Origin of the sequence: Bacillus sp. PAMC28748, assembly GCF_014250415.1 — a bacterium.
Lineage (GTDB): Bacteria > Bacillota > Bacilli > Bacillales > Bacillaceae > Bacillus > Bacillus licheniformis.
In genome coordinates, this window is sequence record NZ_CP060192.1 from 2,147,433 (window position 1) to 2,165,000 (window position 17,568).

Genomic DNA, 17,568 nt, shown 5'->3' on the forward strand with positions numbered 1-17,568 from the left:
GCAGCTTGACTGTGCATGCTGCCCGTTAGTCGTACTGGATGGTGGTGCCGTGCGTATAATCGGCTTCCTGGCGGCACAGTCCGCCTCTTGCTTGAATTTCTTTCACAACCTCCAGGTACTCGGCATGCCCTTCTTCATTGAGAAATGGCATGATTTGCTGGAAGGCGCGGTGAAAATAGAGAAGCTCCGCATCTTTCCACTCGTTTTTCGGCGTGTGGTCGAGCTCGCTCATATCGCGTCCTACGTACATAAGGCGAATGCCTCCTTTTTGATCGTGTTATGAGCTATTTTTTATCAGATTTTCAATCACTATACTAGGAGATGAATGACAGATGGAACAAAGAAAATGTGCCCTTATTACAGGAAGCAGCCGCGGCGTCGGCAAAGCAGCAGCGCTGAGGTTTGCCGAAAACGGCTACAATATCGTCATCAACTATGCTAGAAGCAAAAAAGCGGCCCTTGAGACGGCTGAAGAAATCGAAAAGCTCGGTGTCAAAGCATTGGTCGTCAAGGCGAATGTCGGACAGCCGGCGAAAATAAAAGATATGTTTCAGCAAATCGAGGAGGCGTTCGGCAGACTGGACGTGTTCGTCAACAATGCTGCATCCGGCGTATTGCGCCCTGTCATGGAGCTTGAGGAAAGCCATTGGGACTGGACGATGAACATCAATGCGAAAGCTCTGCTATTCTGCGCGCAGGAAGCGGCAAAGCTGATGGAGAAAACGGGAGGCGGCCACATTGTCAGCATCAGCTCGCTCGGTTCAATCCGTTATTTGGAAAACTATACGACAGTAGGCGTTTCAAAAGCTGCGCTTGAATCATTGACGAGATATCTTGCCGTAGAGCTTGCGCAGAAAAACATCATCGTTAATGCGGTTTCGGGAGGCGCGATTGATACAGACGCCCTGAAGCATTTTCCGAACCGCGAAGAGCTTCTGGAAGATGCCCGGCAAAATACGCCTGCCGGCCGCATGGTAGAGATCAGCGACATGGTCGATGCGGTGGAATTTTTAACGTCAGGGAAAGCGGACATGATCCGCGGACAGACGATCATTATTGACGGCGGCCGTTCACTGCTCGTATAAATTTTTCGCGTTCAATGAATAGGATATCACCCTCCTGCACAATCTAATGGTCGTGGAGGTGATATACAATGGCTAACCAACAATCCAAAACAAACGCACAAAAAGTAAGACAACAAAACCAAGCTTCTGCACAAGGTGGTCAGTTCGGCACTGAATTTGCCAGCGAAACTGACGCGCAGCAAGTAAGACAAAATAACCAACAAGCTGAGCAAAAAAAACAGCAAAACAGCTAATCACTGAAACAGGAAAAAGCACTTCACCATCGGATGAGGTGCTTTTTTCTTTTTGTTCCGACAAAACTTCCGAATCTTAGCCAGAATCAGTCAAAGGACATCCGGCATGTATAGAGAAATGATACTTAGGCAATAAATGGAGTAGAGCATAGAATGGAGGATCCCGAATGCCGGAATTTGAAAATTTGGTTCAGGGGCAGATGGAGATTATGGATAAGCTGTTGTATCTGCAAGCGGAGATTGAAAGATGCCAGAAAATTGAAAAAGAACTGGCTGCCCTTGAAAAGAAAGCCCAGCTTTTATCGATCCGGGAAGATATATCCCAGAAGCGGAAAGATCTTGCTCAGATTCAGGATTTGTTCCAAAAGCAGACGGAGCAGGTGATTCAGGCTTATCAAAGAATCGAGGCATGAGCCTCTCTTTATCGTTTTTTAGAAAAGAGCCATTCCTGTTCGGGAGTGGCTCTTTTATTTTCATTTTTTATTTTCAAACGTTATAATAAATAAAAGAACTGTCGGACAGGCGATGTGACACACTGACTTGTAAGGCTTTTGCAAAGAAAGTAGGGGAGAAAACATGGGCTTTCCCAAGGAAGGAGAAACCATTCAAATTCATAGCTATAAGCACAATGGGCAGATTCATCGGATTTGGAACGAAACAACGATTTTAAAAGCAACGGAATTGTGCATCATCGGCGCCAATGACCGGACAATGGTCACGGAATCTGACGGCCGGACATGGGTGACGCGAGAGCCCGCCATTTGTTATTTCCATGCAAAGCAGTGGTTTAACGTCATCGGCATGCTTCGTGAAGACGGGATTTATTACTATTGCAACATCAGCTCGCCGTTTGCTTTGGACGATGAAGCCATCAAATACATCGACTATGATTTAGATGTAAAGGTCTTCCCGGATATGACGTATCATATTCTTGATGAAGATGAGTACGCGGATCATAAAAAGGCGATGAATTATCCGAAGGAAATCGACGGCATTTTAAGGTACCACTTAAATACGCTGCTGCATTGGATACACCAAAGAAAAGGCCCGTTTGCATCTGAATTTATTGATATTTGGTATGAACGGTATTTGCATTATACAAAATAATCCTAAAAAACCTGTTGAGGCCAACAGGTTTTTTGCGGTGTACTCACACATCAAGATATAGAGGGGGGAAGACGTGTGGGGGTAATCAGAAGGTACATGGAATTTGTGAAGCCGTATAAATGGAAAATCGTTTTGACGGTTTTAATCGGTATTATTAAATTTTCTATTCCGCTGGTCATCCCGCTTCTGCTGAAATACGTCGTGGACGACATCATCCAGGGGAGCGGGACTGCTGAGGAAAAAACATCCACATTATTCATGGTAATGGCGGTTATGTTCGCCATTTTTTTGGTGCTTCGGCCGCCTGTCGAATATTACCGTCAGTATTTCGCGCAGTGGACGGCAAGCAAGGTGCTTTATGATATCAGGGACAAGCTTTTTGCGCATATACAAAAGCTGAGCCTCAGGTATTATGCGAACACCCGCGCAGGAGAAATTATTTCAAGGGTCATCAATGATGTCGAGCAGACGAAGGAATTCGTCATCATCGGATTGATGAATGTATGGCTTGACGTGATGACGATTTTTATCGCCATCGCCATTATGATGACGATGGACGTGAAGCTGACGCTTATTTCGATCGTGCTGTTTCCGCTTTACGGACTGTCTGTTAAATTCTTCTACGGCAGGCTCAGAAAGCTGACGAGAGAACGTTCCCAAGCGCTGGCCGAAGTGCAGGGCCATCTTCATGAAAGGGTTCAGGGAATGCCTGTCATCAGGAGTTTTGCGATCGAGGATTATGAACAAAAGCAATTTGATCACGAGAACGGGAATTTTCTCGGTAAAGCAATCCGCCATACGGCCTGGAATGCCAAAACCTTTGCCGTCGTCAATACGGTTACAGACCTCGCTCCGCTGATCATCATTACGGTTGCAGGTTATCATGTGATTCACGGGAACCTTACTGTAGGAACGATGGTGGCGTTTTTCGGATATATCGAACGCCTCTACAACCCGCTGCGCCGCCTGATCAATTCCTCGACAACATTGACGCAGTCGATCGCATCAATGGACAGGCTGTTTGAATTTATTGATGAACCGTATGATTTAAAAGATAAGCCCAATGCTGTAAAAGCAGAGCGATTAAAAGGGATTGTTGAATTTAAAAACGTTTCCTTTCAATACGAAAAATCGGAGGAAATGATTTTGCAGGATCTTTCTTTGAAAGCCGAACGGGGCGAAACGGTTGCGCTCGTCGGGATGAGCGGAGGCGGCAAATCGACGCTTGTCAGCCTCATTCCGAGATTCTACGATGTCTCAGCCGGAAGCCTGGAGATCGACGGCATCGATGTGCGCGATTATGAGGCGCGAAGCCTTAGAAACCAAATCGGCATGGTTCTCCAGGATACGTTTTTATTCAGCGAATCGGTACGCGAAAACATATCGATCGGGAATCCCGAAGCTTCGATGGAAGACATCATTGAAGCGGCAAAAGCTGCGAATGCCCATGATTTTATTATGGAGCTGCCGCAAGGCTATGATACAAAGGTCGGAGAAAGGGGAGTCAAGCTGTCCGGAGGCCAAAAACAGCGGATATCAATCGCCAGGGTGTTCCTGAAGAACCCGCCGCTCTTAATTTTGGATGAAGCGACGTCAGCGCTTGACCTTGAAAGCGAGCACTATATCCAGGAAGCGATGGAAAAGCTCGCGAAAGACCGGACGACCTTTATCGTTGCTCACAGACTGTCGACGATAACCCACGCTGACAAAATCGTTGTCATCGAAAACGGACGTGTCGCGGAAATCGGCACACATGACGAACTAATGAGCCGCGACGGGCACTATAAGCATTTATTCACCATTCAAAAATTAAACTAAAACCGCAAAAAGCCTGACTTTCGTTTGAAGCTGAACGGATGTCAGGCTTTTTCTTTCCCCGCAAATTTCGTACATATTTCCTATCTCGTTTAAATACAATTTAAAAAATACAAGCTCCGGAGGTGTATAAGTGACAAAAGAAAAATTGCTTGAAGTATCGGATTTATCGATTTCGTTTCAAAAGAAAAAGTCCGAAACCCCGATTGTGCAAGGCGTTTCTTTCGATCTCCATCCCGGAGAAATCATGGGAGTCGTCGGAGAGTCCGGCTGCGGCAAAAGCGTCACCTCTTTGGCTTTAATGGGGCTGAACGCAAACACCCGGACGACGGGCCGGATCAAGTTTCAAAACAAAGACCTTCTCATGCAGTCTGAAAAAGAATGGAGACAGATGCGCGGCAATGACATCGCGATGGTTTTTCAAGAGCCGATGACCTCCCTCAATCCCCTTTTTACAATTGGCGATCAACTAACAGAAGCACTCTCCAGCCATACCAATATTCATAAAAAAGAAGCAAGAAGAAAAGCCGTTCAAATGCTGGATACCGTCGGCCTGCCGAGGACGGACCAGCTGATGAAGCAATATCCCCACGAACTGTCGGGAGGCATGAGGCAGCGGGTCATGATCGCAATGGCATTAATTTGCGAACCGAAACTGCTGATTGCCGATGAACCGACAACAGCTCTCGACGTCACCATCCAGGCTCAGATTCTGTCCCTTTTGAAAAAAATGAATGCCGAATTTAACACAGCCATTCTCCTTATTACCCATGACCTTGGCGTCGTTCACAATACATGTGAACGCGTGATGATCATGTATGCCGGGCGGATCGTTGAAGAAGGCGGTGTCACCGCTGTTTTTGACAGCCCGAAACACCCCTATACAAAAGGCTTGTTCGCCTCTATTCCGGCATTCACAGGCAAATCCGAGCGTCTGTCTTCGATTGAGGGGCAGGTGCCGAAACCGGGGTCGATAAAAAAAGGCTGTATGTTTGCGCCGAGGTGCCCTCATAAACGCGAACGCTGCGTAGAGGAGGAGCCCGGATTGAACAGGCTGGCGGATGACCATGCTGTAAGCTGCTTTCTCTACGAAGAGGAAGGTGCTTTCACATGAATCATGAACTGCTGAACGTCCAAGAGCTGAAAACGTATTACCGCGTGTCCCGCAAGAAAATCGTCAAAGCGGTCGATGATGTTACACTGTCAGTCAAAAAAGGCGAAATCGTAGGGATCGTCGGGGAATCCGGCTGCGGAAAATCAACCTTGGGAAAATCGATACTGCGGCTGACCGAACCGACTTCTGGAAAGGTGACGTTTCTCGGGCGGGAGATGACCGGCCTTGATGCAAAACAGCTTCGCAACATGAGAAGGCATATACAAATGATTTTTCAAGATCCGTACGCTTCATTGAATCCGCGCATGAAAATAAAAGATATTTTGGAGGAACCGCTGATCGTTCATAAACTCGGAACGAAGGCGGAAAGGAGAGAAGTCGTTCGCTCGATGCTTGAAATTGTCGGTCTTGATGCTTCATACGGCGACCGATATGCACACCAATTCAGCGGCGGCCAGAGGCAAAGGATCGGTATTGCAAAAGCGCTGATCACAAAGCCGAAATTAATCATTGCCGATGAGCCTGTTTCCGCGCTTGATGTATCCGTTCAGGCGCAGATCTTAAATCTGCTGTCTGATCTGCAGGAGGCATTCAATTTAACGTTTCTGTTTATTTCGCATGATCTCGGGGTCGTCCGCTATATCAGCGACAGGGTAGCCGTGATGTATTTCGGAAAGATTGTCGAGATGGCGGACGCCGACTCTTTATTTAGAGAACCGAAACACCCCTATACAGAAACACTGTTAGCGGCAGTACCCGTCATCGGCAAAGGAGAGGCGGTTCATACGGCGCCGGATATTGCCGCGCCCCGCATGAGTGAAAAGGGCTGTCCTTTTTACAGCCGATGCATGAAGCGGGCGGACGTCTGCCTTGAAGCGGAGCCGCTTCTTGAAGAGACTGCGGACGGGCATTATGCTGCATGCCATTTTACCAATAAGGAGGCTGTACGATGAAAAAGAAAAGCTGGCTGATCTGTTTGGGAATGATTCTGTCTGTTTCCGCTTTTTTAATGGGATGCTCCGGTAACGAAAGCGGAAAGAACGACGGAGGGACGAACGGCGGAAAAGATACGCTGATCATCGGCAGAGGAGGTGATTCGACATCGCTTGATCCGATCACAACGACAGAAGGCGAAGCGTTTAAAGTGACGATCAATATGTTTGAGACCTTGCTGAATTACGGGGAACAAGACACAACGCTGAAGGAAGGCCTCGCGGTGAAATGGGACGCTTCAGATGACGGTTTGACCTACACATTGGAGCTGAGAAAAGGCGTGAAATTCCATGATGGAACGGATTTTAATGCAGAAGCCGTCAAATACAATTTTGAGCGGTGGATGAACGGGGATGAAGAAAAATTTCCTTACTACGGCATGTTCGGAGGCTATAAGAAAGATGAGGGGCACGTCATCAAAGACATAAAAGTTCTCGACGACCATAAGATTCAGTTCATTTTAAAACGCCCGCAAGCGCCGTTTTTAAAGAACCTTGCCATGACTTCTTTCGGGATTGCAAGTCCTGCCGCCATTGAAAAATACGGCGAAAAATTCAGGGAGCACCCCGTCGGCACTGGCCCTTACAAATTTGTCGAATGGAAGCCGAACGACCGGATCGTCCTTGAGAAAAATGAAGACTATTGGGATCAAGGCAAACCGAAATTGCAGAAGATCATTTTCAGAGCCATTCCTGAAAACTCAGCCCGCTTAAATGCATTGAAGACGGGCGAAATCGACCTAATGGATGGCGTCAATCCGTCTGATATCGAAAGCATCAAAGCAGACTGCAATCTGAAAATATTTGAAAGGCCTTCAATGAACGTCGGGTATCTCGGAATGACAACGACGAGAAAGCCATTTGACAATAAGCTGGTCCGCCAGGCGCTGAACCATGCTGTCGATAAACAGGCGATTATCAACTCCTTCTACGGAGGTCTCGCTGAATCTGCAAAAAACCCGCTTCCTCCGTCGCTCGAAGGGTACAACGACCAGGTTAAGGAATATCCGTATGATTTAAAAAAGGCAAAAGAACTCTTAAAAGAAGCCGGCTACCCGGACGGGTTTAAAATGAAGCTTTGGGCAATGCCGGTACCGCGGCCGTATATGCCGGACGGTATGAAAATAGCCGAAGTGATTCAATCAAGCTTTGAAAAAATCGGAGTCAAAGCGGAAATCGTCACTTACGACTGGGCGACGTACTTGGATAAGGTGAGCAAAGGGGAAGCTGATGCGTTTTTAATGGGCTGGACCGGCGACAACGGAGATCCGGACAACTTCATTTATACGCTGCTTGATAAAGATAATATCGGCGGTAACAACTATACGTACTTCAGCAATGATGAGCTTCATGACATCTTAATCGAGGCGCAGTCAGACCCTGATCAAAAGAAAAGAAATAAACTGTATCAAGATGCGCAGGAGCTCCTCCATGAAGAATCGCCTTGGGTTCCGCTTGTCCATTCCACGCCGATTTTGGCCGGTTCAAAAGATATCGACGGATATGTTCCGCACCCGACAGGGAGTGAAGTATTGTCCGGCGTAGAGTTTAAATAGGTGGTGACAGCCATTGCTTGCGTACTGTTTAAAACGGACGGCCATGCTGATCCCCGTTCTCATCGGCATGACATTGGTCGTTTTTTCGATCATCCGCTTTATTCCCGGCAACCCCGCCCAGGTTATTCTCGGCCAGAGGGCGACAAAGGAAGCGGTGCAGCAGCTGACCGTCCAGCTCGGCCTTGATCAGCCGTGGTATATGCAATATGCCAGATATATAGGGGATTTGCTGAAAGGGGATCTCGGGACATCAATCCGCACGGGAGCGGCGATTACGCAAGAAATAAAGCCATATTTGTTCGCCACTCTCGAACTTGCCTTTTTCGCGATGCTGATCGCAGTGTTTGTCGGCGTGAATGCCGGAATCATCAGCGCGTGGTTTAAGAACTCGGTATTCGACTATATCGCGATGCTGGTGGCTTTAATCGGCGTGTCGATGCCGATTTTTTGGCTCGGTTTGATGGGCCAGTTGTTTTTTTCGATCGAGCTCGGCTGGCTGCCGACAACAGGAAGGGAGAATGTCAGAAATCCGGTCGAAGCCATTACGTACATTCATACATTGGACACCCTTTTGCACGGAAGATTTGATCAGTTTGCAGAAGCCATCCGCCATTTAATTCTGCCGGGAACGGCTCTTGCCACCATTCCCGCAGCGATCATTGCGAGAATTACGAGAGCCAGCATGATAGAGGTGCTGCAGTCCGATTATATCCGCACGGCAAAAGCAAAAGGCGTGCATATGTTTTTCGTCATCTATAAGCACGGTTTAAAAAATGCATTCATTCCGGTATTGACCGTCATCGGCCTGCAAACCGGACTGTTACTGGGCGGCGCAATTTTAACAGAGACTATTTTTGCCTGGCCCGGCATCGGCCGGTACATTTATGATGCGATCAGCTACCGCGACTACCCGGTTATCCAATCGGGCATCCTCGTGATCGCCTTCATCTTCGTCATGATTAACTTCATCGTTGATCTGCTGTACGCCGTCATCGATCCGAGAATTAAATATTAGGAGGCGGGAAACATGGTTGTGCTTCAAAATGAACAGCAGAGGGAGGACGTGAAGGTGCGTTCGCCTTTGGCGGAACATATTCGGCGGTTTTTTGAGCATAAATTGGCTGCCGCCGGCACGATTCTAGTCGCGCTGTTTATCCTGCTAGCCATCTTCGCGCCGCTCATCGCACCATACGGAATAAACGACCAGTCACTGTCAGACAGGCTCGCCGCTCCGTCTGCGGAACACCTTTTTGGCACGGATGACTTTGGCAGGGATATTTTCTCTAGGGTGCTTTACGGCGCAAGGCTGTCTTTATGGGTCGGCTTTTTCTCCTGTTTGGCATCGGCCTTGGCGGGGACGCTGCTAGGGCTGATCGCCGGTTTTTACGGCAGATGGGCTGATGCATTGATTTCACGGCTGTTTGATATCATGCTCGCGTTTCCGAGCATTCTGCTGGCGATCGCCATTGTAGCGATTCTGGGGCCTTCTCTTGAAAATGCCCTAATTGCCATCGCCATCATCAACGTTCCGACGTTTGGCAGGCTCGTTCGTTCAAAAGTGCTCAGCATCAGGCAGGAGGAGTATATCTTATCAGCGCGTGCTGTCGGGATGTCCAATATAAGGCTGATGTTTAAACACATTCTCCCCAACAGCATGGCCCCGGTTATCGTTCAAGCGACGCTGAATATTGGAACCGCGATTATAGAAGCGGCCGCGCTCGGATTTTTAGGGTTGGGGGCGCAGGCGCCGAACCCCGAGTGGGGAAAAATGCTTGCGGATGCCAGGCCTTACTTGGCGCAGGCTCCATGGACATTGTTTTTTCCGGGATTTGCGATCATGCTGACCGTTCTCGGCTTTAATCTGATGGGAGACGGCCTGCGCGACACCCTTGATCCGAAAATGAAGGAAGGAAAATAAAAAACCGGTTAACATATTCTTTAACCGGTTTATTCTTCCTCAACTTCAAGCTCGCTGTCTTTTTTGTGGTACGTCTGAAAGCTTGAGAGCAAGGTTTCCAAATGCTCAAGCTGTTCTCGGTATTCTACAGTGCTCGCCATAATGGTCAGCATATTGTAGTCCAACAGTTCTTCTTTTAATTTGTCCTGGTTTTTCAGGAATGATTCGGTCAAGTGCTGTTTGTACACGTCTCCTTCTTCGTGCAGGTCGACGTGATCCTGCGTTTTGATCCTGCCGACGAATCTCATTAAAATTCGTTCGTGCCAATGGAGGAGATAATCGAGCTCTTCGACCAGCGTTTCTTGAAATTCTTCAGGCATGTGATAAAACTCGTTTTCAAGCCGGTGCAGCTTTTTCAGGGCATCAAGCGCACGGTTGGATGCAATGATCGCCTGTCTGAACAGCACGAGCTTTCGCTGTTTTACATATGTGGAACGTTTTAAATAGCTTCTTTCTTCTTTGTAGAGCAAGTAAAGGTGGTCAACCTTCATCATTTTTTCTTTCAGTTTTTCAATGTCTTCTTTCAGCATGGAATGTTCCGTTGTCTTCCGCGTCAACAATCTGATCCATTTAATGACTTCATCTGTATTTTCAACAATATGGCTGACGAGCTTCGTTTCATATTTAGGCGGCAGAAAAATCAGGTTGACCAAGAACGCAGACAACACGCCCAAAATAACCGTTCCGGTTCTCACCAAAGCAAACCATAAAAAGTTGTCGCCGGAGCTCTCCAGTATGGCAATAACGGTGACAAGAGCGATCGAAATCGTGTTCTCGATCTTCAGCTTCAAGTTGATCGTAATGACGATTACCGCCGTCAATCCGATGATGATCGGACTGGGTTCAAAAATAAGTCCAAAAATAATGGCTGTGGCTGCTCCGATAATGTTCGCCTGCACTTGATCGACAATCGTCAAAAATGAACGATAGATCGAAGGCTGGATCGCGAAGATAGCCGCGATTCCCGCGAAGACAGGAGTCGGAAGGCCGAGCCAAGACGCGAGGTAAAGCGCAAGCGTAATGGCAATGCCTGTTTTGAAAATACGGGCACCAAGTTTCATTAGGCTGTACTTGCATCCCTTTCTATAATAAAATTCGTTCTTTACAGAAAATGAATTGTAGTGAACATTCCCTCTCTGTTAATTTGCCAAACAATAAAGTAATATACAGCGATCTTCCGAAATATTCAACCCATTTTTAAGAAAAAACAAATCATTGACAAAAAAGAAAGACAAGCCGGCGGAAAGTGCCTGTTCACCGCGCTTTCAAAGTGCTCCGCATTTGATAAAAAAGAGAGCGGATCCGCTCTCTTTTTACATGCGCTGTTTCAATTGTTTAAATGAGTCATCCACGGCTTTGAGCGTATCTTTAATGTCCTCTTCCGTGTGCGCGGTGGTGATAAACCATGCTTCATATTTTGAAGGCGCAAGATTGATTCCGCGCTCAAGCATCAGTTTGAAAAAGGCCGCGAACATGTCTCCGTCCGTATTTTCGGCTTGCTCATAGTTTTCGACTTTTTCGTTCGTGAAGTATACGGTGAGCGCGCCTTTTAGACGGTTGACAGTGATGTCGATGCCGTGGGTCTCGGCATGTGCCAGGATGCCTTCTTCAAGCATGGCGCCGAGGCGGTCAAGTTTTTCGTATGTGCCTTTTTCTTTCAGCACTTCAAGGCAGGCGATGCCAGAGAGGATGGAAGCCGGATTCCCCGCCATCGTGCCCGCTTGATAAGCAGGTCCGAGCGGTGCGACTTGTTCCATAATCTCTTTTCTGCCTCCGTAGGCGCCTATCGGCAGGCCGCCGCCGATGATTTTGCCGAGCGCCGTCAAATCAGGTTTGACGCCAAGAAGATCCTGGGCGCCGCCGTACATAAAGCGGAAAGCGGTAATGACTTCATCGTAGATGACCAGGGCTCCCGCGTTATGCGTAAGTTCATTGACCTGCTCGAGGAATCCGCTCTTCGGTTTGACGATCCCGAAGTTTCCGACAATCGGTTCAACGAGGACTGCCGCAATATCGTTCCCCCATTTATCGAGCGCTTCTTTATAGCTGTCGATATCATTGAAAGGAACGGTAATCACCTCGTTGGCGATGCTTTTTGGAACCCCGGCGGAATCAGGCGTGCCGAGCGTTGACGGTCCTGAACCGGCCGCCACCAGCACAAGATCGGAATGGCCGTGGTAGCAGCCGGCGAACTTGATGATTTTCGTTCTGCCTGTATAGGCCCGGGCGACGCGAATCGTCGTCATCACAGCTTCCGTTCCCGAATTGACGAATCTCACTTTATCCAAGGCAGGAATCGCTTCCTTAAGCATCTTGGCAAATGTCACTTCATGCTTTGTCGGCGTACCGTAAAGCACCCCGTTCTCAGCAGCTGTTTGAATCGCTTTCGTGATATGCGGGTGGGCGTGGCCCGTAATAATCGGTCCGTACGCGGCAAGGTAGTCTATGTATTTGTTGCCGTCCACATCCCAAAAATAAGCGCCGCTTCCCCTTTCCATCGCGACGGGAGAACCTCCGCCGACCGCTTTGTAAGACCTTGAGGGGCTGTTGACGCCTCCGACTATATGTTGAAGAGCTTCTTCATGAAGCTTTTCAGATTGAGTATGCTGCATAATATCCTCCTCATTTTTGCACCTTTATCTATTTCTATATTTTCTATATTGTAACACGAGGCGGACAGAGCGCAAAAAAGAAGCCGCCGAACATTTGAACAAGAGGGCGCTGTTTTTTATAATAGGGGAAAGCAAGCGATTAAACATAACAGGAGGCAAAACAATGACTGTTGAAATTGGACAAAAGGTGCCTGATATTGAACTGCTGGGCGATCACGGAGAAAAAGTAAAGCTGTCGGATTTTGAAGGAAAGTATGTCGTGCTCTATTTTTACCCGAAAGATATGACGCCGGGATGCACAACGGAAGCGTGCGATTTCAGAGACCGTCATGAAAGCTTTGCGGAACTTGATGCCGTCATTATCGGAGTCAGCCCCGACGATCAGGCAAGGCATGAAAAATTCAAGCAAAAACACGATCTGCCGTTTCTGCTGCTCGTCGATGATGAACACAAGCTCGCTGAAAGCTTTGACGTATGGAAGCTGAAGAAGAATTTCGGCAAGGAATACATGGGTGTCGAACGGTCGACATTCCTGATTGATAAAGAAGGCCGCCTTGTGAAAGAGTGGCGGAAAGTAAAGGTAAAAGACCATGTCGCAGAAGCGCTTCAAGCAGTAAAAGAAATCGCGGAAGCATAAAGCTCGCTGGGGAGGCCGGACTGTATTTTAGTTTGGTCTCTTTTTACGCTCATATTCGCCTGTCTGATCGGCCATGCTGATCATAGCGGCATTTTTCGCCTTAAAAATAGCTTTTTCACAGGGATTGGAATTGACAAAGATTCTGATCAGGAGTTACACTAATTATAAACGTTATAATGTAAGAATTTTTTTTAGAAGAGAGGTGCATGACGATGGCTGAACATAACCTGAAAGAAGCGTTGGAAGCGTTGAAGGAAACCGGGGTGCGAATTACTCCTCAACGTCATGCCATTCTGGAATTTCTCGTGAATTCTATGTCTCATCCAACTGCAGATGATATATATAAAGCTCTGGAAGGGAAATTTCCAAACATGAGCGTAGCAACGGTCTACAACAATTTGCGGGTTTTTAAGGAATCAGGGCTCGTTAAGGAATTAACGTACGGAGATTCCTCCAGCCGGTTTGACTTCGTGACTTCCGAGCATTATCACGCAATTTGCGAACGCTGCGGGAAAATCGTCGACTTTCATTATCCCGGCCTCGACGAAGTGGAGCAGCTTGCTTCACATGTGACAGGATTTAAAGTCAGTCACCATAGACTGGAGATATACGGTTTATGTCAGGAATGCGACAAAAAAGAAAGCCATTAAAAAGAGCTGGCCGCTTTTTTAACGGTCAGCTTATTTTTGTTGCAGCATTTACTGAGACTTTCGATTATACGATTCGTTAAACTCTTTTCCTTCGAGGTTTTTGTCCAATGTCAAAGGCTCCCTGCAATGCATGCACATATCAACCCGGCCTAAAATCTTGGTCGGTTTTTCACAGTTTGGACAGACGACTTGAACCGCTTTCGTTGAAAGCATGCCGATCCAAAAATAAACCGCTGTGCTCAACAAGATAGACAATACCCCCAAGATCATAAACACCGACATCAAGAGGACCGAGGACCTAAAAAAGACCCCGACATACATAATAATGAAGCCTATAAATACAAGGCTCAACGCAAACGTTCTGATTTTGTTGATTTTACTAGAGTATTTGGCCATATCCATCCCCCTGTCTCTAATATAGCATATCAAAGATGTGTTATTCTTTAATTAAAACGAATCAATTGGAAAATTTCTATAGAGAGTTTTGGGGAAATTGATTATAATAATTCAATGTGTTTTCAAAATAAAGGAGTTTTTATTGGCTCGTAGAAATAGGTAGAAACAAGAGAGAAGCTTTTATGCAACGTATTTACATCGTATTGGAGGAATGGTGATGGAAAATCTTCTCCGTCCGATTTACCAAGAAAGAGCAAGCCGCCCTGACACACTCGCTGTCATGCTGATTGAGAGGAGAAATCAAACTTCATCTGCAACAGATAATTTTGATGCGGCATTGTTGATTATCGTTAATAAGGCTGAAGACCCTGTATTCGTGAAGCATTATGAGTTCGACGGAAAAACGGCTTCTCTTCATATTATTTCTGTTGAACAGCTTCAGGAATGGATTCTGCTTGGAACAAACAGGAGAATCATAGACTGGGTTCTCAATGGAAAGGTGCTTTTCGACCGAAACGAATTTATCGCCAAGCTGATTGAGCAGCTCAATACATTTCCGTTTTCAGAAAGAAAACTAAAAATCGGACTTGAATACGGGAAATTAATCAGAAGATATATAGAAGGAAAATCGTTTTTTGAGGACGGTCAATTTTTGGATGCCTACAATTCCATCGTACACGCCCTCCACCATTTGGCCAGAATCGAAGTGATCGATAAGGGTTTTCACCCTGAAGTTACGGTATGGAACCAAGTCCGCCACATGGAACCTCAGGTTTATAAATTGTATAAGGAATTAATTGAAAGCAATGAAAGCTTGCAAAAACGGCTGGAGTTATTATTCCTCGCAAGCGATTTTCTCATTCATTCAAAAGCCGAAATAGGGGCTGCCTATATTCTCAATGTCATGGATGAAAAATCGGTTTGGCAATTTGCCGAACTTCTTAAACATCCGGATCTCAAGTATTTCACGACAGACCTGGGAGTTATACTGGAGTTCTTGGCTGAAAAGGATTTAGTCGGAGTAAAGCCGATAGAGACAAAGGGCCAAAAGATTTTTCACCGAGGATATTTTATTAAAAAAAGTGTTGACACTAATTTATAACGGTGATATATTATTAAGCGTCGCTGTTAGCGGAACGGTTTTTGAACAGAAAGCAGCAGCGACGAAAAATCAAAAAAACATTTGACACTTCTCGTTGAAAATGTTATACTAATAAAGTCGCTTCGGACAGAAGCGGAAATGATCTTTGAAAACTAAACAAGACAAAACGCACCTGTTAATTCATTAAATAAATCGCACATGCGAATGTGCGTAGTCAGGGGCCTGCACGATGCAGGCCATGCAGATGTTGTCACAGAATGTGACGAACTTAATCTGCTCTCCATTACTTCATGGAGAGTTTGATCCTGGCTCAGGACGAACGCTGGCGGCGTGCCTAATACATGCAAGTCGAGCGGACCGACGGGAGCTTGCTCCCTTAGGTCAGCGGCGGACGGGTGAGTAACACGTGGGTAACCTGCCTGTAAGACTGGGATAACTCCGGGAAACCGGGGCTAATACCGGATGCTTGATTGAACCGCATGGTTCAATCATAAAAGGTGGCTTTTAGCTACCACTTACAGATGGACCCGCGGCGCATTAGCTAGTTGGTGAGGTAACGGCTCACCAAGGCGACGATGCGTAGCCGACCTGAGAGGGTGATCGGCCACACTGGGACTGAGACACGGCCCAGACTCCTACGGGAGGCAGCAGTAGGGAATCTTCCGCAATGGACGAAAGTCTGACGGAGCAACGCCGCGTGAGTGATGAAGGTTTTCGGATCGTAAAACTCTGTTGTTAGGGAAGAACAAGTACCGTTCGAATAGGGCGGCACCTTGACGGTACCTAACCAGAAAGCCACGGCTAACTACGTGCCAGCAGCCGCGGTAATACGTAGGTGGCAAGCGTTGTCCGGAATTATTGGGCGTAAAGCGCGCGCAGGCGGTTTCTTAAGTCTGATGTGAAAGCCCCCGGCTCAACCGGGGAGGGTCATTGGAAACTGGGGAACTTGAGTGCAGAAGAGGAGAGTGGAATTCCACGTGTAGCGGTGAAATGCGTAGAGATGTGGAGGAACACCAGTGGCGAAGGCGACTCTCTGGTCTGTAACTGACGCTGAGGCGCGAAAGCGTGGGGAGCGAACAGGATTAGATACCCTGGTAGTCCACGCCGTAAACGATGAGTGCTAAGTGTTAGAGGGTTTCCGCCCTTTAGTGCTGCAGCAAACGCATTAAGCACTCCGCCTGGGGAGTACGGTCGCAAGACTGAAACTCAAAGGAATTGACGGGGGCCCGCACAAGCGGTGGAGCATGTGGTTTAATTCGAAGCAACGCGAAGAACCTTACCAGGTCTTGACATCCTCTGACAACCCTAGAGATAGGGCTTCCCCTTCGGGGGCAGAGTGACAGGTGGTGCATGGTTGTCGTCAGCTCGTGTCGTGAGATGTTGGGTTAAGTCCCGCAACGAGCGCAACCCTTGATCTTAGTTGCCAGCATTCAGTTGGGCACTCTAAGGTGACTGCCGGTGACAAACCGGAGGAAGGTGGGGATGACGTCAAATCATCATGCCCCTTATGACCTGGGCTACACACGTGCTACAATGGGCAGAACAAAGGGCAGCGAAGCCGCGAGGCTAAGCCAATCCCACAAATCTGTTCTCAGTTCGGATCGCAGTCTGCAACTCGACTGCGTGAAGCTGGAATCGCTAGTAATCGCGGATCAGCATGCCGCGGTGAATACGTTCCCGGGCCTTGTACACACCGCCCGTCACACCACGAGAGTTTGTAACACCCGAAGTCGGTGAGGTAACCTTTTGGAGCCAGCCGCCGAAGGTGGGACAGATGATTGGGGTGAAGTCGTAACAAGGTAGCCGTATCGGAAGGTGCGGCTGGATCACCTCCTTTCTAAGGATATTATACGGAATATAAGACCTTGCGGTCTTATAGACAGGTGCGTTTGGATCTTGTTTAGTTTTGAAGGATCATTCCTTCAAAGCGTGTTCTTTGAAAACTAGATAACGAAAGTAGACATTCACATTCAATTGTAATGCAAGATATCACGTAGTGATTCTTTTTAACGGTTAAGTTAGAAAGGGCGCACGGTGGATGCCTTGGCACTAGGAGCCGATGAAGGACGGGACGAACACCGATATGCTTCGGGGAGCTGTAAGCAAGCTTTGATCCGGAGATTTCCGAATGGGGAAACCCACTGCTCGTAATGGAGCAGTATCCATATCTGAATTCATAGGATATGAGAAGGCAGACCCGGGGAACTGAAACATCTAAGTACCCGGAGGAAGAGAAAGCAAATGCGATTCCCTGAGTAGCGGCGAGCGAAACGGGAACAGCCCAAACCAAGAGGCTTGCCTCTTGGGGTTGT

General features: G+C 47.4%; 16 protein-coding genes, 2 rRNA genes and 1 pseudogene (1 of these 19 cut by a window edge). 15 read left to right on the plus strand and 4 right to left on the minus strand.

Annotated elements, in window-relative coordinates:
- Window positions 1-25 precede the first annotated feature (25 nt).
- Window positions 26-250, minus strand: coding sequence for a hypothetical protein (locus H7F26_RS10870; RefSeq protein WP_003179936.1), 225 nt, complete (start codon window positions 248-250; stop codon window positions 26-28).
- A gap of 82 nt (window positions 251-332) precedes the next feature.
- Between H7F26_RS10870 and fabL the strand changes: the two genes are divergently transcribed.
- The 10 genes and pseudogenes from fabL (at window position 333) to H7F26_RS10920 (ending at window position 9,820) form a co-directional block, all read left to right on the plus strand.
- Window positions 333-1,085, plus strand: a complete 753-nt coding sequence (fabL, locus tag H7F26_RS10875) for an enoyl-[acyl-carrier-protein] reductase FabL (protein WP_003179938.1) — start codon at window positions 333-335, stop codon at window positions 1,083-1,085.
- A gap of 83 nt (window positions 1,086-1,168) precedes the next feature.
- A pseudogene (locus tag H7F26_RS10880) lies at window positions 1,169-1,318 on the plus strand (gamma-type small acid-soluble spore protein); the annotation flags it as partial.
- A 167-nt stretch (window positions 1,319-1,485) separates the two neighbouring features.
- Window positions 1,486-1,731: a YgaB family protein gene (locus H7F26_RS10885; protein WP_003179940.1), complete on the plus strand. Its 246-nt coding sequence runs from the start codon at window positions 1,486-1,488 to the stop codon at window positions 1,729-1,731.
- 163 nt (window positions 1,732-1,894) lie between these two features.
- Window positions 1,895-2,425, plus strand: a complete 531-nt coding sequence (locus tag H7F26_RS10890) for a nucleoside tri-diphosphate phosphatase (protein ID WP_003179942.1) — start codon at window positions 1,895-1,897, stop codon at window positions 2,423-2,425.
- Between the two features lie 75 nt (window positions 2,426-2,500).
- Window positions 2,501-4,243, plus strand: coding sequence for an ABC transporter ATP-binding protein (locus H7F26_RS10895; RefSeq protein WP_003179944.1), 1,743 nt, complete (start codon window positions 2,501-2,503; stop codon window positions 4,241-4,243).
- Between the two features lie 130 nt (window positions 4,244-4,373).
- A complete protein-coding gene (locus H7F26_RS10900) occupies window positions 4,374-5,354 on the plus strand; it encodes an ABC transporter ATP-binding protein (protein WP_003179945.1) in 981 nt (326 codons plus the stop codon).
- Window positions 5,351-6,307, plus strand: a complete 957-nt coding sequence (locus H7F26_RS10905; protein WP_003179948.1) for an ABC transporter ATP-binding protein — start codon at window positions 5,351-5,353, stop codon at window positions 6,305-6,307. The genes H7F26_RS10900 and H7F26_RS10905 overlap by 4 nt, the downstream gene beginning before the upstream one ends.
- Window positions 6,304-7,902: an ABC transporter substrate-binding protein gene (locus H7F26_RS10910; RefSeq protein WP_017474121.1), complete on the plus strand. Its 1,599-nt coding sequence runs from the start codon at window positions 6,304-6,306 to the stop codon at window positions 7,900-7,902. Before H7F26_RS10905 ends, H7F26_RS10910 begins: the two co-directional genes overlap by 4 nt.
- 13 nt (window positions 7,903-7,915) lie before the next feature.
- Window positions 7,916-8,917 carry an ABC transporter permease gene (locus H7F26_RS10915; RefSeq protein WP_003179953.1) on the plus strand — a complete coding sequence of 334 codons (1,002 nt, stop codon included), beginning with the start codon at window positions 7,916-7,918 and terminating at the stop codon, window positions 8,915-8,917.
- Window positions 8,918-8,929: 12 nt separating this feature from the next.
- Window positions 8,930-9,820, plus strand: a complete 891-nt coding sequence (locus tag H7F26_RS10920) for an ABC transporter permease (RefSeq protein ID WP_003179955.1) — start codon at window positions 8,930-8,932, stop codon at window positions 9,818-9,820.
- A gap of 29 nt (window positions 9,821-9,849) precedes the next feature.
- On the opposite strand, the gene H7F26_RS10925 is transcribed toward H7F26_RS10920, so the two are convergent.
- Both H7F26_RS10925 and H7F26_RS10930 read right to left on the minus strand, forming a co-directional pair.
- The gene (locus H7F26_RS10925; RefSeq protein WP_003179957.1) at window positions 9,850-10,920 is read right to left on the minus strand and encodes an FUSC family protein; all 1,071 of its coding nucleotides are present in this window, start codon (window positions 10,918-10,920) and stop codon (window positions 9,850-9,852) included.
- Between the two features lie 252 nt (window positions 10,921-11,172).
- Complete coding sequence (locus tag H7F26_RS10930; protein WP_017474122.1) at window positions 11,173-12,471, minus strand: glutamate-1-semialdehyde 2,1-aminomutase; 1,299 nt, start codon at window positions 12,469-12,471, stop codon at window positions 11,173-11,175.
- 163 nt (window positions 12,472-12,634) lie between these two features.
- Here H7F26_RS10930 and bcp point away from each other — a divergent pair, with 163 nt between their 5' ends.
- Entirely contained in the window at window positions 12,635-13,108 is a 474-nt protein-coding gene (gene bcp, locus H7F26_RS10935) for a thioredoxin-dependent thiol peroxidase (RefSeq protein ID WP_003179960.1), read from the plus strand.
- Between the two features lie 212 nt (window positions 13,109-13,320).
- Window positions 13,321-13,758 carry a peroxide-responsive transcriptional repressor PerR gene (gene perR, locus H7F26_RS10940; RefSeq protein WP_003179961.1) on the plus strand — a complete coding sequence of 146 codons (438 nt, stop codon included), beginning with the start codon at window positions 13,321-13,323 and terminating at the stop codon, window positions 13,756-13,758.
- A gap of 48 nt (window positions 13,759-13,806) precedes the next feature.
- On the opposite strand, the gene H7F26_RS10945 is transcribed toward perR, so the two are convergent.
- A complete protein-coding gene (locus tag H7F26_RS10945; RefSeq protein WP_003179962.1) occupies window positions 13,807-14,154 on the minus strand; it encodes a YgzB family protein in 348 nt (115 codons plus the stop codon).
- Window positions 14,155-14,371: 217 nt separating this feature from the next.
- Between H7F26_RS10945 and H7F26_RS10950 the strand changes: the two genes are divergently transcribed.
- The 3 genes from H7F26_RS10950 to H7F26_RS10960 all read left to right on the plus strand — a co-directional run.
- The gene (locus H7F26_RS10950; protein ID WP_003179964.1) at window positions 14,372-15,256 is read left to right on the plus strand and encodes a nucleotidyltransferase-like protein; all 885 of its coding nucleotides are present in this window, start codon (window positions 14,372-14,374) and stop codon (window positions 15,254-15,256) included.
- Between the two features lie 287 nt (window positions 15,257-15,543).
- Window positions 15,544-17,093, plus strand: a 16S ribosomal RNA gene (locus tag H7F26_RS10955).
- 174 nt (window positions 17,094-17,267) lie between these two features.
- Window positions 17,268-17,568: ribosomal RNA gene (locus H7F26_RS10960) — 23S ribosomal RNA — on the plus strand; it runs 2,630 nt beyond the window's last position.
- The 16S and 23S rRNA genes sit together here, the layout of an rRNA operon.

Excerpts from the sequence above, each read along its gene's own strand:
- H7F26_RS10870 (WP_003179936.1), bottom strand. The coding sequence starts at position 250 with ATGTACGTAGGACGCGATATGAGCGAGCTCGACCACACGCCGAAAAAC.
- fabL (WP_003179938.1), top strand. The coding sequence starts at position 333 with ATGGAACAAAGAAAATGTGCCCTTATTACAGGAAGCAGCCGCGGCGTC.
- H7F26_RS10885 (WP_003179940.1), top strand. The coding sequence starts at position 1,486 with ATGCCGGAATTTGAAAATTTGGTTCAGGGGCAGATGGAGATTATGGAT.
- H7F26_RS10890 (WP_003179942.1), top strand. The coding sequence starts at position 1,895 with ATGGGCTTTCCCAAGGAAGGAGAAACCATTCAAATTCATAGCTATAAG.
- H7F26_RS10905 (WP_003179948.1), top strand. The coding sequence starts at position 5,351 with ATGAATCATGAACTGCTGAACGTCCAAGAGCTGAAAACGTATTACCGC.
- H7F26_RS10910 (WP_017474121.1), top strand. The coding sequence starts at position 6,304 with ATGAAAAAGAAAAGCTGGCTGATCTGTTTGGGAATGATTCTGTCTGTT.
- H7F26_RS10920 (WP_003179955.1), top strand. The coding sequence starts at position 8,930 with ATGGTTGTGCTTCAAAATGAACAGCAGAGGGAGGACGTGAAGGTGCGT.
- H7F26_RS10925 (WP_003179957.1), bottom strand. The coding sequence starts at position 10,920 with ATGAAACTTGGTGCCCGTATTTTCAAAACAGGCATTGCCATTACGCTT.
- H7F26_RS10930 (WP_017474122.1), bottom strand. The coding sequence starts at position 12,471 with ATGCAGCATACTCAATCTGAAAAGCTTCATGAAGAAGCTCTTCAACAT.
- bcp (WP_003179960.1), top strand. The coding sequence starts at position 12,635 with ATGACTGTTGAAATTGGACAAAAGGTGCCTGATATTGAACTGCTGGGC.
- perR (WP_003179961.1), top strand. The coding sequence starts at position 13,321 with ATGGCTGAACATAACCTGAAAGAAGCGTTGGAAGCGTTGAAGGAAACC.
- H7F26_RS10945 (WP_003179962.1), bottom strand. The coding sequence starts at position 14,154 with ATGGCCAAATACTCTAGTAAAATCAACAAAATCAGAACGTTTGCGTTG.
- H7F26_RS10950 (WP_003179964.1), top strand. The coding sequence starts at position 14,372 with ATGGAAAATCTTCTCCGTCCGATTTACCAAGAAAGAGCAAGCCGCCCT.